This is a genomic window from Nocardia sp. FBN12, from assembly GCF_054031145.1.
Map to the genome: position 1 here is coordinate 1,576,339 of NZ_CM132926.1, position 16,601 is coordinate 1,592,939.

General features: G+C 66.5%; 17 protein-coding genes. 2 read left to right on the forward strand and 15 right to left on the reverse strand.

Features of this window, described 5'->3' with window-relative positions; all coding sequences use genetic code 11:
* Positions 1-53: 53 nt before the first annotated feature.
* The 6 genes from ACWZHB_RS07800 to ACWZHB_RS07825 all read right to left on the reverse strand — a co-directional run bounded on the left by ACWZHB_RS07800 (position 54) and on the right by ACWZHB_RS07825 (position 4,798).
* Positions 54-860: an SDR family oxidoreductase gene (locus ACWZHB_RS07800; RefSeq protein WP_427907250.1), complete on the reverse strand. Its 807-nt coding sequence runs from the start codon at positions 858-860 to the stop codon at positions 54-56.
* A gap of 137 nt (positions 861-997) precedes the next feature.
* Positions 998-1,849: an LLM class F420-dependent oxidoreductase gene (locus ACWZHB_RS07805; protein ID WP_427909108.1), complete on the reverse strand. Its 852-nt coding sequence runs from the start codon at positions 1,847-1,849 to the stop codon at positions 998-1,000.
* A gap of 53 nt (positions 1,850-1,902) precedes the next feature.
* Positions 1,903-2,886 (reverse strand): alpha/beta fold hydrolase, encoded by a 984-nt coding sequence (locus ACWZHB_RS07810; protein WP_427907251.1) that lies wholly within the window; start codon positions 2,884-2,886, stop codon positions 1,903-1,905.
* A 12-nt stretch (positions 2,887-2,898) separates the two neighbouring features.
* The gene (locus ACWZHB_RS07815; RefSeq protein ID WP_427909109.1) at positions 2,899-3,774 is read right to left on the reverse strand and encodes an SDR family NAD(P)-dependent oxidoreductase; all 876 of its coding nucleotides are present in this window, start codon (positions 3,772-3,774) and stop codon (positions 2,899-2,901) included.
* A 134-nt stretch (positions 3,775-3,908) separates the two neighbouring features.
* Positions 3,909-4,268: an imine reductase family protein gene (locus tag ACWZHB_RS07820; RefSeq protein WP_427907252.1), complete on the reverse strand. Its 360-nt coding sequence runs from the start codon at positions 4,266-4,268 to the stop codon at positions 3,909-3,911.
* Positions 4,235-4,798 carry an NAD(P)-binding domain-containing protein gene (locus tag ACWZHB_RS07825; protein ID WP_427907253.1) on the reverse strand — a complete coding sequence of 188 codons (564 nt, stop codon included), beginning with the start codon at positions 4,796-4,798 and terminating at the stop codon, positions 4,235-4,237. Before ACWZHB_RS07825 ends, ACWZHB_RS07820 begins: the two co-directional genes overlap by 34 nt.
* Positions 4,799-4,896: 98 nt before the next feature.
* Here ACWZHB_RS07825 and ACWZHB_RS07830 point away from each other — a divergent pair, with 98 nt between their 5' ends.
* The gene (locus tag ACWZHB_RS07830; RefSeq protein WP_427907254.1) at positions 4,897-5,262 is read left to right on the forward strand and encodes a winged helix-turn-helix transcriptional regulator; all 366 of its coding nucleotides are present in this window, start codon (positions 4,897-4,899) and stop codon (positions 5,260-5,262) included.
* Positions 5,263-5,400: 138 nt separating this feature from the next.
* Here the strand turns inward: ACWZHB_RS07830 and ACWZHB_RS07835 are convergent, their stop codons facing one another.
* Together ACWZHB_RS07835 and ACWZHB_RS07840 are read right to left on the reverse strand one after the other, a co-directional pair.
* On the reverse strand, positions 5,401-5,997 hold the full coding sequence (locus ACWZHB_RS07835) for a DUF1707 SHOCT-like domain-containing protein (protein ID WP_427907255.1): 597 nt from the start codon (positions 5,995-5,997) through the stop codon (positions 5,401-5,403).
* 83 nt (positions 5,998-6,080) lie between these two features.
* Positions 6,081-6,707 (reverse strand): TetR/AcrR family transcriptional regulator, encoded by a 627-nt coding sequence (locus ACWZHB_RS07840; protein WP_427907256.1) that lies wholly within the window; start codon positions 6,705-6,707, stop codon positions 6,081-6,083.
* Between the two features lie 6 nt (positions 6,708-6,713).
* Here ACWZHB_RS07840 and ACWZHB_RS07845 point away from each other — a divergent pair, with 6 nt between their 5' ends.
* A complete protein-coding gene (locus ACWZHB_RS07845; protein WP_427907257.1) occupies positions 6,714-8,474 on the forward strand; it encodes an ABC transporter ATP-binding protein in 1,761 nt (586 codons plus the stop codon).
* Positions 8,475-8,520: 46 nt separating this feature from the next.
* Here ACWZHB_RS07845 and ACWZHB_RS07850 read toward each other — a convergent pair whose 3' ends face one another.
* From ACWZHB_RS07850 to ACWZHB_RS07880, 7 genes are all read right to left on the reverse strand, one after another.
* A complete protein-coding gene (locus ACWZHB_RS07850) occupies positions 8,521-10,128 on the reverse strand; it encodes an ABC-F family ATP-binding cassette domain-containing protein (RefSeq protein WP_427907258.1) in 1,608 nt (535 codons plus the stop codon).
* Between the two features lie 260 nt (positions 10,129-10,388).
* Positions 10,389-11,207, reverse strand: coding sequence for an alpha/beta hydrolase fold domain-containing protein (locus ACWZHB_RS07855; protein WP_427907259.1), 819 nt, complete (start codon positions 11,205-11,207; stop codon positions 10,389-10,391).
* Positions 11,208-11,242: 35 nt separating this feature from the next.
* The gene (locus ACWZHB_RS07860; RefSeq protein WP_427907260.1) at positions 11,243-12,661 is read right to left on the reverse strand and encodes an MFS transporter; all 1,419 of its coding nucleotides are present in this window, start codon (positions 12,659-12,661) and stop codon (positions 11,243-11,245) included.
* 42 nt (positions 12,662-12,703) lie between these two features.
* Complete coding sequence (locus tag ACWZHB_RS07865) at positions 12,704-14,056, reverse strand: amidohydrolase family protein (protein WP_427907261.1); 1,353 nt, start codon at positions 14,054-14,056, stop codon at positions 12,704-12,706.
* Positions 14,053-15,558: an FAD-dependent oxidoreductase gene (locus ACWZHB_RS07870; protein ID WP_427907262.1), complete on the reverse strand. Its 1,506-nt coding sequence runs from the start codon at positions 15,556-15,558 to the stop codon at positions 14,053-14,055. Before ACWZHB_RS07870 ends, ACWZHB_RS07865 begins: the two co-directional genes overlap by 4 nt.
* A gap of 35 nt (positions 15,559-15,593) precedes the next feature.
* A complete protein-coding gene (locus ACWZHB_RS07875) occupies positions 15,594-16,145 on the reverse strand; it encodes a carboxymuconolactone decarboxylase family protein (RefSeq protein ID WP_427907263.1) in 552 nt (183 codons plus the stop codon).
* A gap of 4 nt (positions 16,146-16,149) precedes the next feature.
* Complete coding sequence (locus ACWZHB_RS07880) at positions 16,150-16,596, reverse strand: nuclear transport factor 2 family protein (RefSeq protein WP_427907264.1); 447 nt, start codon at positions 16,594-16,596, stop codon at positions 16,150-16,152.
* Positions 16,597-16,601: the final 5 nt, after the last annotated feature.

A 16,601-nucleotide genomic window follows, 5' to 3' on the forward strand; every position in this document is an offset into this window, starting at 1 on the left:
ACAGCCGTTCGCCGGACCGAGTGCTTGCCGGAGAGGCAAATCGGTCCGGCGGTTCAGCTGGAAATCTCCCAGGCTGACGGCCAATCGCGCCCTCGCAACGCCGCGTCGACGCCTCCGTCGACGAACACCACGGACCCGACGAAATAGGAGGATTCCGGTCCGAGCAGGAACGCGACAAGTGCAGCGACCTCCTGCGCGGTGCCGCCCCGCCCAGCCGGCACTGTGGCCAGGAACCCTTCCATGGCTGCGCCGATGAGCGGGTCCTTGCGGCCTTCCTGCGTCATCGGGGTGTCGATGATTCCCGGTGCGACCGCGTTGAGGCGAATGCCCTCGCTGATGTAGTTCGCCGACTGTGTCCGCGCGTAGTAGGCCAGCGCCGCCTTGGTGGCGGGGTATGCCTGGATGGCTGCGATCTCACCGAATGACGCGGCGATCTCGTTCGCTCTCGCCTCGTCGTGATCAAGACATGCGTCGGCGAGCGCGACGGGCCAATTCGGTTGTGTGGTTGTCGAATTCGAACTGACCAACACAACGGAGGGATTCTCGCCGGCAGCGAGCAACGGCCGTAGACCTTCCAGGAGGTCGATGGCGCCGAAGTAGTTGACCCCGATCATTTGCGAGGCGGACCTGCCGGTTGTGGCGGCGAGACCGGCGAAGGGGACGAACCCGTCGAGGCTGCCGTCGAGCAGGGCGGTGGCCTGGGATATCGCCTCGGCCCGGCCCTCGGCGGTGCTCAGATCGACTGTGATGTCGGCTTCGCGTAGGTCGACACCGATCACGCGGTGACCATCGGCCTCGAGGCGCGCCTTGGTGGCGGCGCCGATCCCGGATGCTGCTCCGGTGATGACATAGGTGCTCAACAGATTCCTCTCGGAGGGGGCAGGAAGGGACGCCAGGCTATCAACGTGCAGCCCCGATGCCCGTTATCTATCCCGCTGGTAGGGAGAAAATCCGCTGCCGAGATCGGACCGGCCGCCGGAGTAGCCGTGGCCGCAGCTCAGGGCTGGATACCGAGCTGGTCGCCCAGTCGATCGATGAAGGTGCGGACCGCAGCGGTGTCGGCATCCGGCAGGGAGTACACCACCTCTGTGACGCCGATTTCCCGCCAATGGTCCAGGGTCTCGCGGTCCGGATCATCGGCGAGGACCGCGACGTGCGGAGTGCCCGCACGTCCGGCTTCGCGCCACATCTTCCGCAGTTGTTCGACACCGCCGTCGATGTTCGTTTCGATGGGGGTGGTTATCCACCCGTCGGCCGAACGGACGATCCACGCGAAGTTCTTCTCGGTGCCGCCGGCACCGACCAGGATCGGCGGGCGCGGCTGCTGCACCGGTTTGGGCCATGCCCAGCTGGCACCGAAGCAAACGTAGGTGCCTTCGTAGGCGGCCTCCTCCTGAGTCCACAGGGCGGTCATCGCCTCGAGGTATTCGCGAAGGACGGTGCGTCGCCGGTTAGACGGCACCCCGTGGTCGGCGAGTTCTTCGAGGTTCCAGCCGTATCCGACGCCGAGGACGACGCGGCCACCGGAGAGGTGATCGACGGTGGCGATGGTCTTGGCGAGGGCGATGGGGTCGTGCGCCGCGGGGAGCGCGACCGAGGTGCCGAGCCCGATCCGTGTGGTCACGGCCGCCGCCGTGCCCAGCGCCACCCAGGGGTCGAGGGTGCGTGGGTAGCGGTCGTCGGGCAGGGTGTCGTCGCCGGTGGCGGGGTGATCGGAGGTCCGCACCACCGGGATGTGGGTGTGCTCGGGCACGTAGAAGGTGTCGAATCCGCGCTCCTCGGCCGCCAGGGCGGCGTCGGCGGGGGTGATTCCGCGGTCGCTGGTGAACAGCGAGAGCCCGAACTTCAATGGGGCCGCACCGCCGGTGCGCTGTGTGTCGTTCACTGGTTGCTCCCTCTCGGCTACTGCGGGTTCGTGCGGTCGAGGTCGCGGAGGAACTCCACGAACACGCGGTTGACGTCGTCCGGGTTCTCCATCGCGATCAGATGACCACCGGTCGATACCGTGCGCACCATCCGGACATCGTCGTGGTGTTCGCGCAACTGCTCGATCGGGTCGTCGCCGTGCCAGTGCGCGAGGTCGACATCGGCGTCGGAGCCGAGGAAGTAGAACGGAACCCGGGTGCGGGTCTGGGGCCGCTGCCTGCGGTACTCCCAGTTGAGGTCGATGGCGCGGTACCAGCTGACGCCGCCGTGGAAACCGCTGCGCGCGTAGTCGTTGACGTAGGTTTCCAGCTCCCACTCGCTCAGCCACGGCCACGGCAGTTCCGGCGGTTCGGGCAGCGCCTGGCGATAGGACGTGCCGGGTGGGTGCGCCCAGACATCGGTGAAATCGGCTCGCCCGGAGAGGATGTGAAAGATCTTGGCGAGGATCTCCCGTGGATTCGCCGCGTAGTCGGCGCACGCGTGGTCGGGATCGTCGTTGTAGTACGACATGTGGTTGAAGTGCTCGCGTCCGCGTTCGCTTTCCACCTCCGACGGGACCCGGTCGTAGGCGGCGAAGAACGGGTTCTGCAGTCCGATGAGTCCGCGCACCCGCTCCGGATGTTCGAGCGCCAGGTCGTAGGCGGCGAACAGCCCGAAGTCCAGGCCGGTGAACACCGCCTGGCGCTCGCCGAGATGGTCGAGCAGCGCGGTGAGGTCGGCGACGATCCGGTCGGCCCGGTAGTCCTCGACGTCGGTGGGGGCGGTGGTCTGCCCCATGCCGCGCAGGTCCGGGGCGACAGCCCGATAGCCGGCCGCGGCCAGGGCGCCGAGCTGATGCCGCCAGCTGAACCAGGTGTGCGGAAACCCGTGCAGGAGAACGACCAGCGGACCGCTGCCCTGCTCCACATAGTGCATGTCCAGGCCATTGATCCGCTCGTGGCGGTGGGTCCAGTTCCTCATCTCGTCGCCGGATCAGTCGATGACCGCGTCGGAGAACGTCGGCGGATCACCGAGGAACGGGCGATGGGACGGTGGCTGACGGCCATCGATGTCCTCGACCCCCAACTCCTCGGCGACCTCGGCACCGATGAGCACCCGGCCACTGCGTTTCATCAGCTCCGGATCGCGGGCGAGGGCGTCGATGACCCGGCCGGTGAACTCGGGCGACTCCGCGGTCGCGGTCAGATCCGCGTAGGCGTCAGGGTTTTCGGCCAGGCCCGCGAGGGTGCGTTCGGTCTTCAGCAGACCCATCCAGATCGAGACGACCGCGACGTTGTGCGGACGGAAGTCGACGGCCATGTCGTGCGCCATCTTGTCCACCGCCGCTTTGCCGGAGCCGTAGGCCGGGCCGTGCATATAGCAGGTTCCGCCGAACGACGAGGTGTTCACGACGAGCCCTTCGCCATTGGCGGCCAGCAGCGGAGCCGCGTAGTAGCTGGAGATGTAGCTCGAGCGCATTCCGACGTCGAGCACCTCGAGCAGCGACAGCGGCTTCTCCCAGAACGGACCCTTCCTGGTGAGTCCGTCGGGGACGGTGAGCGCGTTGTTGACGAGAATGTCGAGGCGGCCCTGCTTTTCCCGCAGCTCGGCGAAGAACGCTTCGACCTGTGTGTCGTCGCTGTGGTCCAGGACTACCGGCACACCGGTTCCGCCACGGCGGGTGATTTCTTCCGCGGTCGCGAACACTGTCCCGGGAAGGGGCGCGTCGCCCTCCGTCCGGGTGCGTCCCGTGACATAGACCGTGGCCCCGGTCGCGCCGAGCGCCAAGGCGATTCCCTTCCCGGCGCCGCGGCTCGCCCCGGTGACCACCACGATTCGATCCGAACTCAGACCCACCATCCACTCCATCCGTCGTCGGAACCACGCCAGGAGCGTGGTCTGCGTCACGTTCACTGAACCAGCCGGATCGACGATCACCCGGGCTCCCTCCCGCTGGATGGAACGTGAACGGGTCGAAATCGGGACGTGGCGCCTCAGTTCGCTCAGCTGATGACGGACTCGGAGGTTCCTTGTCGGCGCAGGAGTTCCACCACACCGGTAGTCGACTCGTTTCCGCCGCCCTCGGCGACGCGGCGTTCCATCAGTGCCATGAACGGCTCGAGGAGTGCGTTGCTGACGCCTTGTTCTGCGGCGGTACGACGCAACGTTCCATTCGTGGTGGACATCATCGCCAGGTTCGACTCCACACCTTCGGCGTAGTCGCCGCAGGCCAGCTGCGCGGCGGTGCCGTAGGCGTACCCCGCCATAGCTTGCTGGTAGGCGACCATGAGCGGCGCGAATTCCACCGGTGAGATGTTCTCGCCGGCGGTCAGCGCGAACGCGTGTGTGGCGCCTGCGAACATGCCCCACATCGCGCTGAGGAGGGCGATGTCGAGAGGGCGGCGAAGCCGGCGTCCGCGCCGACGTAGGTGACGCCGGCGGGTACGGCCAAAGCGTCGGCGTGGGTCTTGTGCAGCCGTGCCGAACCGCTGTAGAAGACGTAGGCGCCGGAGTCGGCGGCTCCGATCATGGACGGGACGGCCATGATCCCGCCGTCCAAGAAACTTCCGCCGCGTGTGGTGATCCAGTCGGACAGCGACCGAGCCTCGGCGGGGGTACTTGTGGTCAAGTTGACGACATCGCGACCGGTCAGGTCGATGCCGTCGAGGGTCGCGCGGACTGACGCGTCGTCGAGGAGGCACACCACGACGAGAGTGTTCGCGGCGACGGCTGCCGCGGCGGTGGCGGCGATCGCCACTCCTTCCGGAGCCTGGCGGGCGCTGCGGTTCCACACCGTGACGGTGTATCCGGCGGCGACCCACGAGCGGGCCAGTGCCGAGCCCATGTCGCCGAGGCCGAGGACGGTGAGCGCTTCATTCGAGTTGTCGGACATGGTGGTTAGTGTTGACGCGGTATCCGGTGCGGTCGAGTACGCACAGTGAAGTGGGTACGCACTTGCGGGATAGCGAACAGGTAGAGGGAAGGGGCGGCGTGCCGATTTCACGCAGACCGGGCGAATACACATGCGGGCTCGACGCGACACTGTCGGTACTCAACGGCAAGTGGAAGATGATGATCTTGTGGCCGCTGAGCGAACGGCCCCACCGGTTCGGCGAGTTGCGCCGCGAAGTGAAGGGCGTTACCGAGAAGGTCCTCACCACGCAACTGCGCGAATTGGAGGCCGACGGGATCGTCCACCGCACGGTGTACGACGAGGTGCCGCCACGTGTCGAGTACTCGCTGAGCCCGCTGGGCGAGCTGCTCAACAACGCGCTGCTCCCCTTGGAATCTTGGGGTCGCGAACACCTGATGGGCGGGGCGGAATCCAGTGAAACCCCGGGCCGAGTCTCCGCGTAGTGCACCGTCGAGTTGTGACACCTCTCGACGACCCGCGCTGAGCATTTCTCGGACGTTCTGAATCCGCACCCGCACAGTGCGTTTCGCATGCGGCGCGAGGATGCGCCATGACCACGGTGTGCGGCGCCGAGCTCGGCGTCAACGCCGCCGGATGACGATTCCGCTCATCCCCGAGATCGCCCCGGCCAACCGGATCACCTGCCCACCAGGATGTTTCGGCGACCCCGCCTTGTCCTTCACGCTTGACCAGCCGATCACGTCGACACCGCTGTAGTCGATCTCATGATCGGGGCCCAGCGTCAGCTTGACCGTCGACACCGACACCTGGAGTTCGATATCGACGCTCGGCGCGAGGAACTCGGCTTTGACCAAGTTCAGGTCGATCGTCCCCCACGAACCGGTGACCAGCAGCCGCGCCGGCACCTGCCAGACACCCTTGCGCCGGACCGTCGTCCAATCGGCCGCGATCTTCATCGGCTGCGCGCCGAGCGGAATGGGCACCGCCCCGGTCGACCGCGCCACCACATCGGGAAACAACTGCCCGGCAGCGGGAAGCTGTGCCAGCACCGCGCGCAGCTCACCACGGGTCCGTGCGCTGTACGCAACCACCGACCGCTCCTCGAACTCGGAGATCTCCAGATACCCCGCCGAGAACGCGTCGCTGAGCAATGTGATGGCGCGTTCACGCTCCGGGTTGCCGACCCGCAGGTCGTCGTCGGGGTGTGATTCGGCCATGCGTTACACACTAACGAAGGCCGTCAGTGGGGCGTGATGGCCCATCTGCCAACGGGTTCGGTCGTGCGCCAGGGTTGTACCGGTCACTCCGGCGAACGTATCGCTTTGCGCAGACTCGTCAGCGCCTGTGTCTGCGCCTGCAGGCGGCCGGCCGGCCCGCGGTTGACGTGGTCGACGGCGGCATACAACAGTGCCCACATCATGTTCAGGATCCACGAGGCGTCGAGCGCCGTGTCGATCGAGCTGTCTTCGTGCCCACGTTCTATGGCCGCCATCGCGTCGTCGTCGGACAGGCCCGACGTGACCTCGTCGTAGACGCCTGACGTGAAGAAGATGACCGTGAGAACATCGCTGAGTTCGAAGTATTCCTGACACAGCCGCAGGACCGCGTCGAGTCCTGTTCCCTCTCCCAGGCGGGCCCGCTTCGAGGCGTCGGCCACGGCCTGTTCGGTAAGCCGCCCGACGGCGGTGATGAGGTCGGTTCGTTCGGGAAAGTAGCGGTGCAGCGTCGTACGCCCGACGCGCGCCTTTTCGGCGACCTCCGTCAGCGACGCGTTGGGCGATTTCGCGAACGTCGCCACGGCCGCGTCGAGAATCGCGCGACGGGTGCGTTCGCGGGCACTGGTCTGTTCGACATCCTCCACAGGGGCAGCATAAACGAGATCCATCCTGGATACTCGCTTTACTAAAATGGAACATTGCTGTTCCATGGAGGGGTGACGACGATTGCGCCTCTCATCGAAACCACTCCGCCGATGACCATGTCGAACCTGGGTGTCCTGATCGGCTACGCCCGACCGCACACACGCACCCTGCTGCTCGGGCTCGTACTCGCCCTCGGCAGCTCCGCGACGGTGATGGCTACCCCCATGGTGACCAAATCGATCCTCGACGCTCTCGGCACCGGCGCGTCGATCATGGGTCCGACCGGTGCCCTGTTGGTGCTGCTCGTCATCGGCGCCGCGCTCGGGTGGGGCTACTGGATCCTGCTCGGGACCGTCGCCGAGAACATCGTCTTCGACGCGCGCGCGATGCTCGTTCGACGACTGCTCGGCGCGACGGTTCCGTCGGTGCAGTCGCGTCCCACCGGCGAGCTGGTCACGCGCGTCACGGCCGACACCTTGCTGCTGAAGGAGGCCGCGTCGTCGGCGGTGATCGGCATCATCAACGCCACCTTCCTGACGGTGGGCACCGTGATCCTCATGGGTGTGCTCGACATGATGTTGCTCGGCGTCACCGTGCTGGCCATCGTCGTGGTCGGCATGCTGTTCGGCACGCTCATGCCGCGAATTGCCAAGGCGGACGCGCAAACTCAGGAATCCCTCGGCCGACTCGGCGGTGTGCTGGAAGGCAGCCTGCGTTCGGTGCGCACCGTCAAGGCGGCACGCGCCGAGCATCGCATCGCCACGTTGATCGGCGCCGACGCACGCGAGGCCCGGGCACACGCGATCGAGTCGGTGCGCGTCTCGGCGACGGCATGGACCGTCGCGTGGACCGGCGTGCAGGGCGCCATCATCGCGATCCTGGCCATCGGTGCCTGGCGCGTCGACAACGGTTCGCTGACCGTCTCGACGCTGATCGCGTTCCTGCTGTACGCGTTCACGTTGATGGGACCGATCCAAGAACTGACCACGCACATCACGGCCATGCAGTCGGGCATCGCGGCGGCCATGCGTATCCGGGAGATGGAGACGCTGCACTCCGAAGCCGACGTGGCGCACGAGCCCGCACCGGTGGCGTCCGCGGAGCCCGACGCGGCCTTGCGTTTCGACGACGTCACGGTCCGCTACGCACCTGACGCACCGCACGCGTTGCAGGGATTGACACTGAGGATTCCGGCGACCGGCCATACCGCCATCGTCGGCCCGTCGGGCGCGGGCAAGACAACGGTGTTCTCGACGATCCTGCGATTCGTCGAACCCGACACCGGGAGCATCTCGGTGGGCGGCGTGGCGTACCGGAACCTGACGATGTCGGAAGTTCGCGCGCGTATCGCCTACGTCGAGCAGGAATCCCCTTTGGTGCCGGGCACATTGAGCGACAACCTGCGGTTCCTGCGGGCCGGTGCCACCGACGACGAGGTGGCCGAGGTTCTTCGCCTGCTCCGCCTCGACTCGATCGTCGCGGCCCAGCCGAAAGGCCTGGACACTCACGTTCGCGACACCGACCTTTCGGGCGGGCAGCGGCAACGGATCGCGATGGCACGCGCGATGCTCGGTGACGCCGACGTGCTGCTTCTCGACGAGGCGACGTCGCAGATCGACACCCTGACCGAGGCATCGATCGTCGAAGCGATCGCCGTGCGGGCGCGCACCCACGCCGTCGTCACGATCGCTCACCGCTTGTCGACCGTGCGGCACGCCGATCGGATCGTGGTGATGGACGAGGGCAGCGTGCGGGCGGTCGGGACGCACGACGAGTTGATGCGCGCCGACGACCTCTACGCGCGGATGGTCCGAGCCGGTGGATTCGCCTAGGCGCGTGTTGTCCCGGCCGTGGCGGGCCACGACATATCTACGCGGTTCACACCGAGGCCGACGCCTGTAAGGCGAGGTGGGTGCCTTCCCAGCGGCTGCGCAGTCGCCGGTCGTGGCTGACGACCACGATGGCTCCCGGGAAATCGGCGAGTGCGGTTTCCAGCTCCTCGACTAGCCCTGGCGAGAGATGGTTGGTCGGCTCGTCGAGCAGGAGCACATCAACCGGTTCGGTGACCAATCGCGCCAACGCGAGCCGCTGGCGCTGGCCCGTGGACAGGTCCTCGACCCGCGTAGTGAACTGGGAGACGTCGAACAGGCCGAGCGAGAGCAGTTGGTCGCCGTGGAATTCCGGATCGCCCGCGCGATCGCGCGCGTAGGCGACGAACATCATGCGGCCGCGCACGGCGGGTGGTGGTTCCTGCGCGAGATAGCCGACCTTGCCGTGTCGGATGACGGCGCCGGTGTCGGGGGCGAGCTGACCGGCCAGCACCCGCAGCAGGGTGGTCTTTCCCGCGCCGTTCGGGCCGGTGACCAGTAGTCGGTCGCCGGCGGCGAGCGTCACGCTGGTCGGCTCGAGTCTGCCCGCGACGGAGATGTCGGTGGCCTCCAGCCCAGGCCCGTGCGCGCCGGCGGTCGTCAGGGCGGGCGCGAATCGCAGGGGTCGCGGAGGTGCAGGCACCGGGTCGGCGAGCAGGCGCCGCAGCCGTTCCTGCGCATTGCGGACCCGGCTCGACACGGATTGCTGCACCCGGCCACCCGCTCGGCCGTAGGCCATCTTGTTGTTGTCGGCCATCGCCCGGCCCGGTGCGACCCTGCGGGCGGTGGTGTCGGCGGCCTCGCGGAATCGGGCGGTGTCGGCCAGCCATTGCGCGTGCGCCTGCACCCATCGCGCTCGTTCGGCCGCCTTTTCCGCCAGGAATCCTGGGTAACCGTCGTTGTAGCGGACGACGCGCTGGCGGTCCGCGTCGACCTCCAACAGGCTGGTTGTCACCCGTTCGAGGAAGGCCCGGTCGTGGGAGACCGCCACTGTTGTGCCGCGCCGGGTGAGCAGGTGGTCTTCGAGCCAGGTCAGGGCGACGTCGTCGAGGTGGTTGGTCGGTTCGTCCAGTAACAGCAGTTCCGGAGCTGCCGCCAGTACCGCGGCCAGGCGCAGTCGGACCTGCTCGCCGCCCGACAGCTCGCCGATCGTGCGGTCCCGACCTACCAGGCCCAATCCCAGGCCGTGGAAAGCCTGTTCCACGCGCGCGTCGGCGTCGTAGCCGCCGTGTTGTTCGAAAAGTAGTGTCAGCTCACCGTATTCGTCGATGCCGGACTCGTCGCCGTCGGCCATCGCGAGCTCGAGGCGGCGCATCTGGGCTTCGACCGCCCGCAGCTCGGCGAGGGCTTGGTCGATGAGCTGCTGCACAGTGAGGTGCTGGGGGAGTCGCTCGTCTTGCGCGAGGTAGCCGACGCCACCGTCGGCCTGGACGACGATCTCCCCGCGATCGGGCTGAACCCGCCCGGCGAACAAACGCAGCAGGGTGGTCTTGCCGGAGCCGTTCTCGCCGATGATCCCGGTGCGCTCGCCGACGTCGAGTGAACAGGTCACGTCCGAGAGAACGGGATTGCCGTCGAAAGACTTGCTGACCGCGAGCGCGGTGATCTGGGTTGGCATGACACACTCCGAAGCATTCGACGACGACGCTGTCAGTGGACCGCGGGGGCCGGGTGCGTACGACAACTGCGCACCACGGTAGCAAGACGACGATGGCCTGATCACGGCCGCTCGAAGACCGCGCTGAACATCGGCGGTCGTCCTGTTCGGGGCCTGCTTCGCCGACGGCGACAGCAGCACCCACAATTGGCTCTGCCAGGCGCTCATCGACCTGACCGCCGGCAGCACCGACGCCCTCGAAGACTGCCATGGTGCGAATGTCACGATAAATGTGCCTTCAACCACGCCGCGGTGATCTCGATATTGGATCTGGTATCGAATTCGTGGCTTTCGTGCCCGGCGTTTCCGAGTACACAGAGCGTCGACGGAACTCCTGCCCGGGTCAACGCGTCGTGTAGGTATCGTCCGTGCGCCTCGGGAACAATCCGGTCGCGGTCGCCGTGTGCGATGAGAAACGGCGGTGCGTGGGGGTGTACTCGGTGCACCGGGCTTGCCGCTCTGACCCGCTCGTCATCGGCGGCGATCGGCCCGTGCCCGAAGAGCGCGTTCTCGACGGGCGGTTCGAGGATGAGCTGTTCGAGCCATGAGCGCCGGCTGTTGGCTATCAGGTCCGTCGGAGCGAACCAGGTGGTCACAGCCTGTACCGAACTCAGCTCCTGTGGGTGATCACCGACGTGACCGTCGAGATCTGGATCGTCGGCACTGAGTGCGACCATCGCTGCCAGACAGCCGCCCGCCGAAGCTCCCCACAGCCCGATGTTCTGCACGGCGAGTCCATAATCGGCTCCACGTGCGCGCAGCCAGCGCACCGCGGCTTTCACATCGTGAACCGGCGCGGGGTAGGGCGCTTCGGGTGCGAGCCGATAGTTCACCGAGGCGACGGCGATTCCCGTCCGTGCCACCGCTGCCAACCTGTCCTCGGAGTTGTCGCGTTTGTCACCGGCTTTCCAGCCCCCGCCGTGGAGGTAGACCACGACCGGAACATCGGTATCCGACTGCGGTCGATACAGATCCAATGCCAGCGTCGTCTCGTCGACCACTGCGTAGGGAATGTCGTACTCGATGGTGCTGGGGCGCATGGTTGTCCTGACGGGTTGGTCGATGCCGAGGCGCCTCACGCGGAGGTTTCCTCGAGCGATCGGTTGCGGGTTTCGATGGCGCCGAAAGCGACAGCGGCAAGTGCTATTACGGCGGCGACGCCGAGCGCGGTGAAAACCGCGGGGGTGCCGCCGTGCCCCGAGAGCATGAACCCGAAGATCGTCGGGGCGATGATCGATGCGAGTTTGTTGAGGCTCGCGGTGGCCGAGGTGGCCCAGCCGCGCATGCGGGTCGGGTAGAGCTCGCTGGTGTAGAGGTAGAGGAACACCGCGGGCACGGTGGTTCCGACGACCATGGTGCAGCCGCTGACGAACATGACCGGCCAGGTGGTGTGGCCGAGGAGCCCGATCGCGATGAAGCCGTAGAGGGCGCCGATCGCTGCCACCGCGAGACCCGCGATCAATAGTGGCCTTCGTCCGACGCGGTCGATCAGGAAGACCACGATGTAGATGACGACCAGCTGCAATCCGCTGGTCACAATGGCAAGCAGGAGTGATTGTGATTGAGGCAACCGGCCGACCTGGACATACATGGTCGGCAACCAGCTGAGACACCCATAATTGACGAAGAAGGTGGCGAACCAGACCACGGCCAACATCAGCGTGCGAGCGCGGTATGCGGGGGAGAGCAGTTCACTGAATCTGAATGTCTCCCCGGTCTGCGTCGAGGTTTCCTCAGGTTTCATGAGCTCGATGCCGTGCCTGGCGGCGTCGTCTTCCATGACCCGCACATGGCTGTCGGCCTCGGCGCCACGGCCTGTGACTGCCAGCCAGCGCGCGGACTCGGGCAGTGCGAAGTAGGCCCAAGCCGCGATGACCAAGGGGAGCGCGCCGATCGCGAGCAGCACTCGCCACCCGGTTTCCGGTCCGAACGCACTGGTCGCGGCGAGCGCGGTCAGCGGTGCGAAGAAGATTCCCCAGGCGAACAGGGACTGGTAGATCCCGAACGAGCGACCGCGCCCGTGTCGTCCGAGATACTCGCTCAGCAGGATCGCGGCGATCGGGATCTCTGCGCCGAGGCCGAGTCCCTGCACCAAACGAAAGACCAGCAGGCTTGTTTCGTTCCACGCGAAGGCGCATGCGAGTGACATACCGCCGAAGAGCACGAGGGAAATGATGAATGGCCGGCGTCTGCCGACCCGGTCGGCGAGGGCACCGGCCAACAGCATTCCGATCCACTGTCCGACGTAGCCGGCGCTGATGATCAGGCCTGCTTCGGCGAGGCTGATGCCGAAGGACTTCACGATCAGCGGCAGAACGACGGCGATGGTCATCGCGTCGAAACCGTCGAAGAAGGTGCCGGCACCCAGTTGACTCATCAGCCGGGTATGGAAGCGGCCGAACGGAATTCGGTCGATCCGGGCAGCGATCAACGACGGACTCGGTGCCGGGGAGATTGTGACGATATCTGTTGTGGAACGTTTGGGTTCGAGCATGGTGGTCCTCCAGAGGGCGTGCGTGTGGCTGTACTCGAGGCGCTACGCGCGTTGCCGAGCCGGTGGCCGGTTGCGGGCGAGGATCTGCTGCTGGGATCGGCGAGCCGAATCCATCAAGGCCGCGGGGACGATATCGGTGAGATGGCCGTCGCGCTTGACGACCCGGCCTGCCACGAACACCGTGTCGACATTGCCCTCGTGTGCGGCGAGCACGATCGAGTAGACCGGGTTGGTCACCGGTCCGAGATTCAGGTCGCCGGCGCGGAGCAGGACGATGTCGGCTTGCTTACCCGGTGTGAGGGACCCGATCTTGTCGCTCATCCCGATCGCCCTAGCCCCTTGGACCGTGGCGAACTCGAGGAGATCACGCACCCGCAACTCGGGCACACCGTCCACCGCGGAGTGTCCGCCACCCATCCAGGAGCGGTGGTAGGCGTACAGCATGCGCATCTGGGTGAACATGTCACCGCTGCATTTGGTTTCGGTGTCGCCGCTGAGGCTGGGCCGGATGCCGCGGGCGAGGAGCTTGTCGAGCGGGATGTCGCCCATGCCTTGGGAATTGAGTTCGCAGTGTACGCCCAGCGATACGGTGGCCCCGGCGTCGGCGATCATGGCGAACTCGTCGTCGTGGCTGCGGCTGCAGTGCACGAAGGTCATGTCGTCGCCGAGCAGGCCGAGGCCGGCGTACTGGGCGACGGCGCGGTGGGGAGCGTTGTGAGGGTAGGCGCCGACGTGCACTGTTGTCCGGATGCCGAGGTCCCGTGCGAGCCGCAGATCCGCGACCCAGGTGTCCTGGGCTGCCATCTCGGGGCCGCGAGCCGCCATTGCCAGCGTCAGCAACTGGTCGTCGCTGGCGAAGTACTCGCTGCGCAAGCGACGAATATCGTCAGGGTGGCCGAGTTCGCTGCGATTGGTCCAACGGTCATCGGTCAGCAGTGGCCAGCCGTGGGCGAACACCGCGCGGATACCGGCTTCCTTCAGACCTGCGATGGCGGCATCGGAGTGGGCCGGGGTGTTCTGGATGTGGGACCAGTCCACCAGGGTGGTTGTTCCGGCGCTCACGGCGGCCGCGGCGCCGAGCTTGTTGCCGATATGGACGTCATCGGGCTGGTAGGAGGCACCGATGCCGACCAGCATCTCGGCGAAATAGCGTGCCGGATCCATGTCGGCGTAGCTGTGGCGCACCGCGCTCTGCCAGGTGTGGCGATGGGTGTCGATCATCCCTGGGATGGCGATCATTCCGGTGCCGTCGATCACCTCGGCGTCGGTGCCGTCCAGGCGCTCGGCGACGGCCGAGATCCGGGTGCCCTCGATGAGGATGTCGCCGACCAAGTCGCCGATGTCGTCGTCCATGCTGACGATCTGCGCTCCGCGCAGGAGCAGCCGCCCGGTCACTGCTCGACCTTCAGCCATCGCTCGATCTGCGCCGCGGCCCGTTCGGGGGTCGGCACGGCGGTATCAGCCCAGGCGACATAGCTGTCGGGGCGCAACAACAGACTCCGCACATCGTGCAGGCCGGCCGGTGCGGGAGCCAGAACCCCGGATACGACGCGGACCGGTGCCCGACCGAATTTCAGTGCGTCGTAGTGGTTTTCACCCGTGCAATCGATGAGCAGGAACTCGTGGCCGCGGAGCAATTCGCCGGCCCGGACGAGGCCGTCGCGGGTCTGCAATACGAGGTCGGGTGCGCGCTCGCCGACGAACGGATGATCGGTGGCCTCGCGCGGATAGGGAAAACTGAGGCCGTTCAGATCGCGAACCAGCGTCCGGCCCACCTCGGGCAGGGGGAAGAGGCGCTGTTCGAAGAAGCGGCGGTAGGCGAGTCCCTCGGGGCTGAAGTCGAATTGCATAGCGCACTGTGCGGCAACGCTTTCCAGCAGCGCTTCGGTCACCGGTCGGCGCTCGGCCTCGTAGGTGTCGAGCAGCGATTCCTCGGCGACGCCGTTGATCACCGCGGCCAGCTTCCAGCCCAGATTGAACGCGTCCTGCAGGCAGAAGTTCATGCCGACACCGCTGGCGGGGTAGTGGACCCGGGTGCTCTCACCGACCAGCACGATTCTGCGGTCCCGGAAGCGCGAGGCGGTACGGGTTTCGTCGGTGTAGCGCGAACCCCAACGCAGTTCGGTGAAATCAAGGGATTCTCCGAAGATCTCGCGCACGCACTGGTGCACCTCGGCGACGGTGACCGCCTCGGACTTGTCGGCGTGACGGCGTTGCTCGTGCACGATGTTGAACCGGGTGATGTGACCGGTCTCGTCGAAGGGGAAGGCCGCGGCCCAGCCGTGCTCGTTGTGCCCGTTCGCGCGCGGTGCGTCCCACGGGAAGTCGAGCACGACATCGGCCACCATGCCGGTGAATGTGGCGTCGTGACCGTCGAATTCGATACCCGCCGCCTGTCGGACGATGCTGCGGGCACCGTCGGCTCCGACGACGTATCGGGCGGAGTAGGCCTGTTCGGTGCCGTCGGTCAGTCGCGCTCGAACAGCGACGCCCGCGTCGAACTGCTCGACGGTCTCGACGACCGCCCCGCGCACGATGCGCACTCCCTGCGCGGATGCGTGTGCGGCGAGCAGCTCCTCGGTGATGTTCTGCGGCAGGATGAGCCGGTAGCCGAACCGTGATTCGAGATGGCCCCAGTCCAGCGGCTGGAGCCCGGCCCAGATATGGAACGGGACCAGCGGGTTGTCCCGGATCGCCCGTGCTCGATCGATGAAGGTCTGTGCCAGATTCCTGGTGTCGAACAGTTCGAGCACGCGCGGCAAGATGGTGCCCGCCCTCGATCCCACGGGTTCGATCCGGCGTTCCAGGACAACGACATCGACACCGGCCGCGGCCAGTTCGGCGGCCGTCATCAGTCCGGATGGGCCGCCACCGACGACCACTACGTCCACGTTCATGGTTCTTCCTTAGATTGGTGATTGACGGGATCGGCTCAGTTGGGACCGGCGGGCGCTCCGATATCGAACAACCCCATGAGCTGAGCGAGGAGGCGGTAGTAGCCGACCAATGCGGTCACCTCGGCGATCGCTGTCCGGTCGAGCGGCTGTGCCGTGACACGGTCGATCCCGGTGAGTGTCGGCTGATCCACCGCCCATGCGGTCAGCATCGCGACGGCCGCCTCTCGGGCGTCGGTCGTGACGAAAGTTCCGGCGTGTAGTCGGGAGAGTTCCGACTCGTCCAATCCGGCCGCGCGACCGGCAGCTTCGTGTGCATACCGTTCGAATGGACTCGCGGTACAGCGGGCGACGGTGAGGATGGCGATTTCGCGCTCTCGATCGGTGAGGGCGGTTCGGTAGCGCAGGGCCGAACCAAGGGCCTGCAGCGGTCCGCCGATCTCGGGGAATTCGACCATGAGGCCGAAAGGGCCCTGGAGGTGACCGGCCGCATCGACGAGTGGAAAGTGTTGCGGCCCAGATCCTCTCGGTCCGTTCACGATCGCGTCGTACACCTGCCGCTGCTGTGGGCTCAGTTCGTCGGTGTCCACGTGTTCAGTCCTGGGCAACGTAGGTGCGATGGAACCAACCACTGGGTGCCGATCCCTCGACGACAATGGCGCGTTCCCGAATGAGCCAGCTGGTGTCGGCCTGCTTGCGGAAGGTGTCACGCCACACGCCCCAATGGTCGGGGGCCGCTTCATCGGTGATGGCGAAGAAGAAGGTGTCCACCTGTGCTTCGGTGGGTCCGGCGAAGCAGATGTCGACCGTGGTGATGTGGTGGCGAATGTAGGCGGCTTCGCCGTCGCGGACGACTTTGCCGAGTTCGGACGGTGGGATGGGGGTTCCGTCGGGCAGGACGAGCACGGCGTCGGCGGTGAACAGTGCCAGCATGTCGGCGAAGTCCATTTTGTCGCGCGCGGTGTGCGCGTAGCGGTGGACTACTGCGTGGATGAGCGCTCGGTCGTCAGTGCGTGCGCGGGTGAAGCTGCGTTCGGTCATCGGGG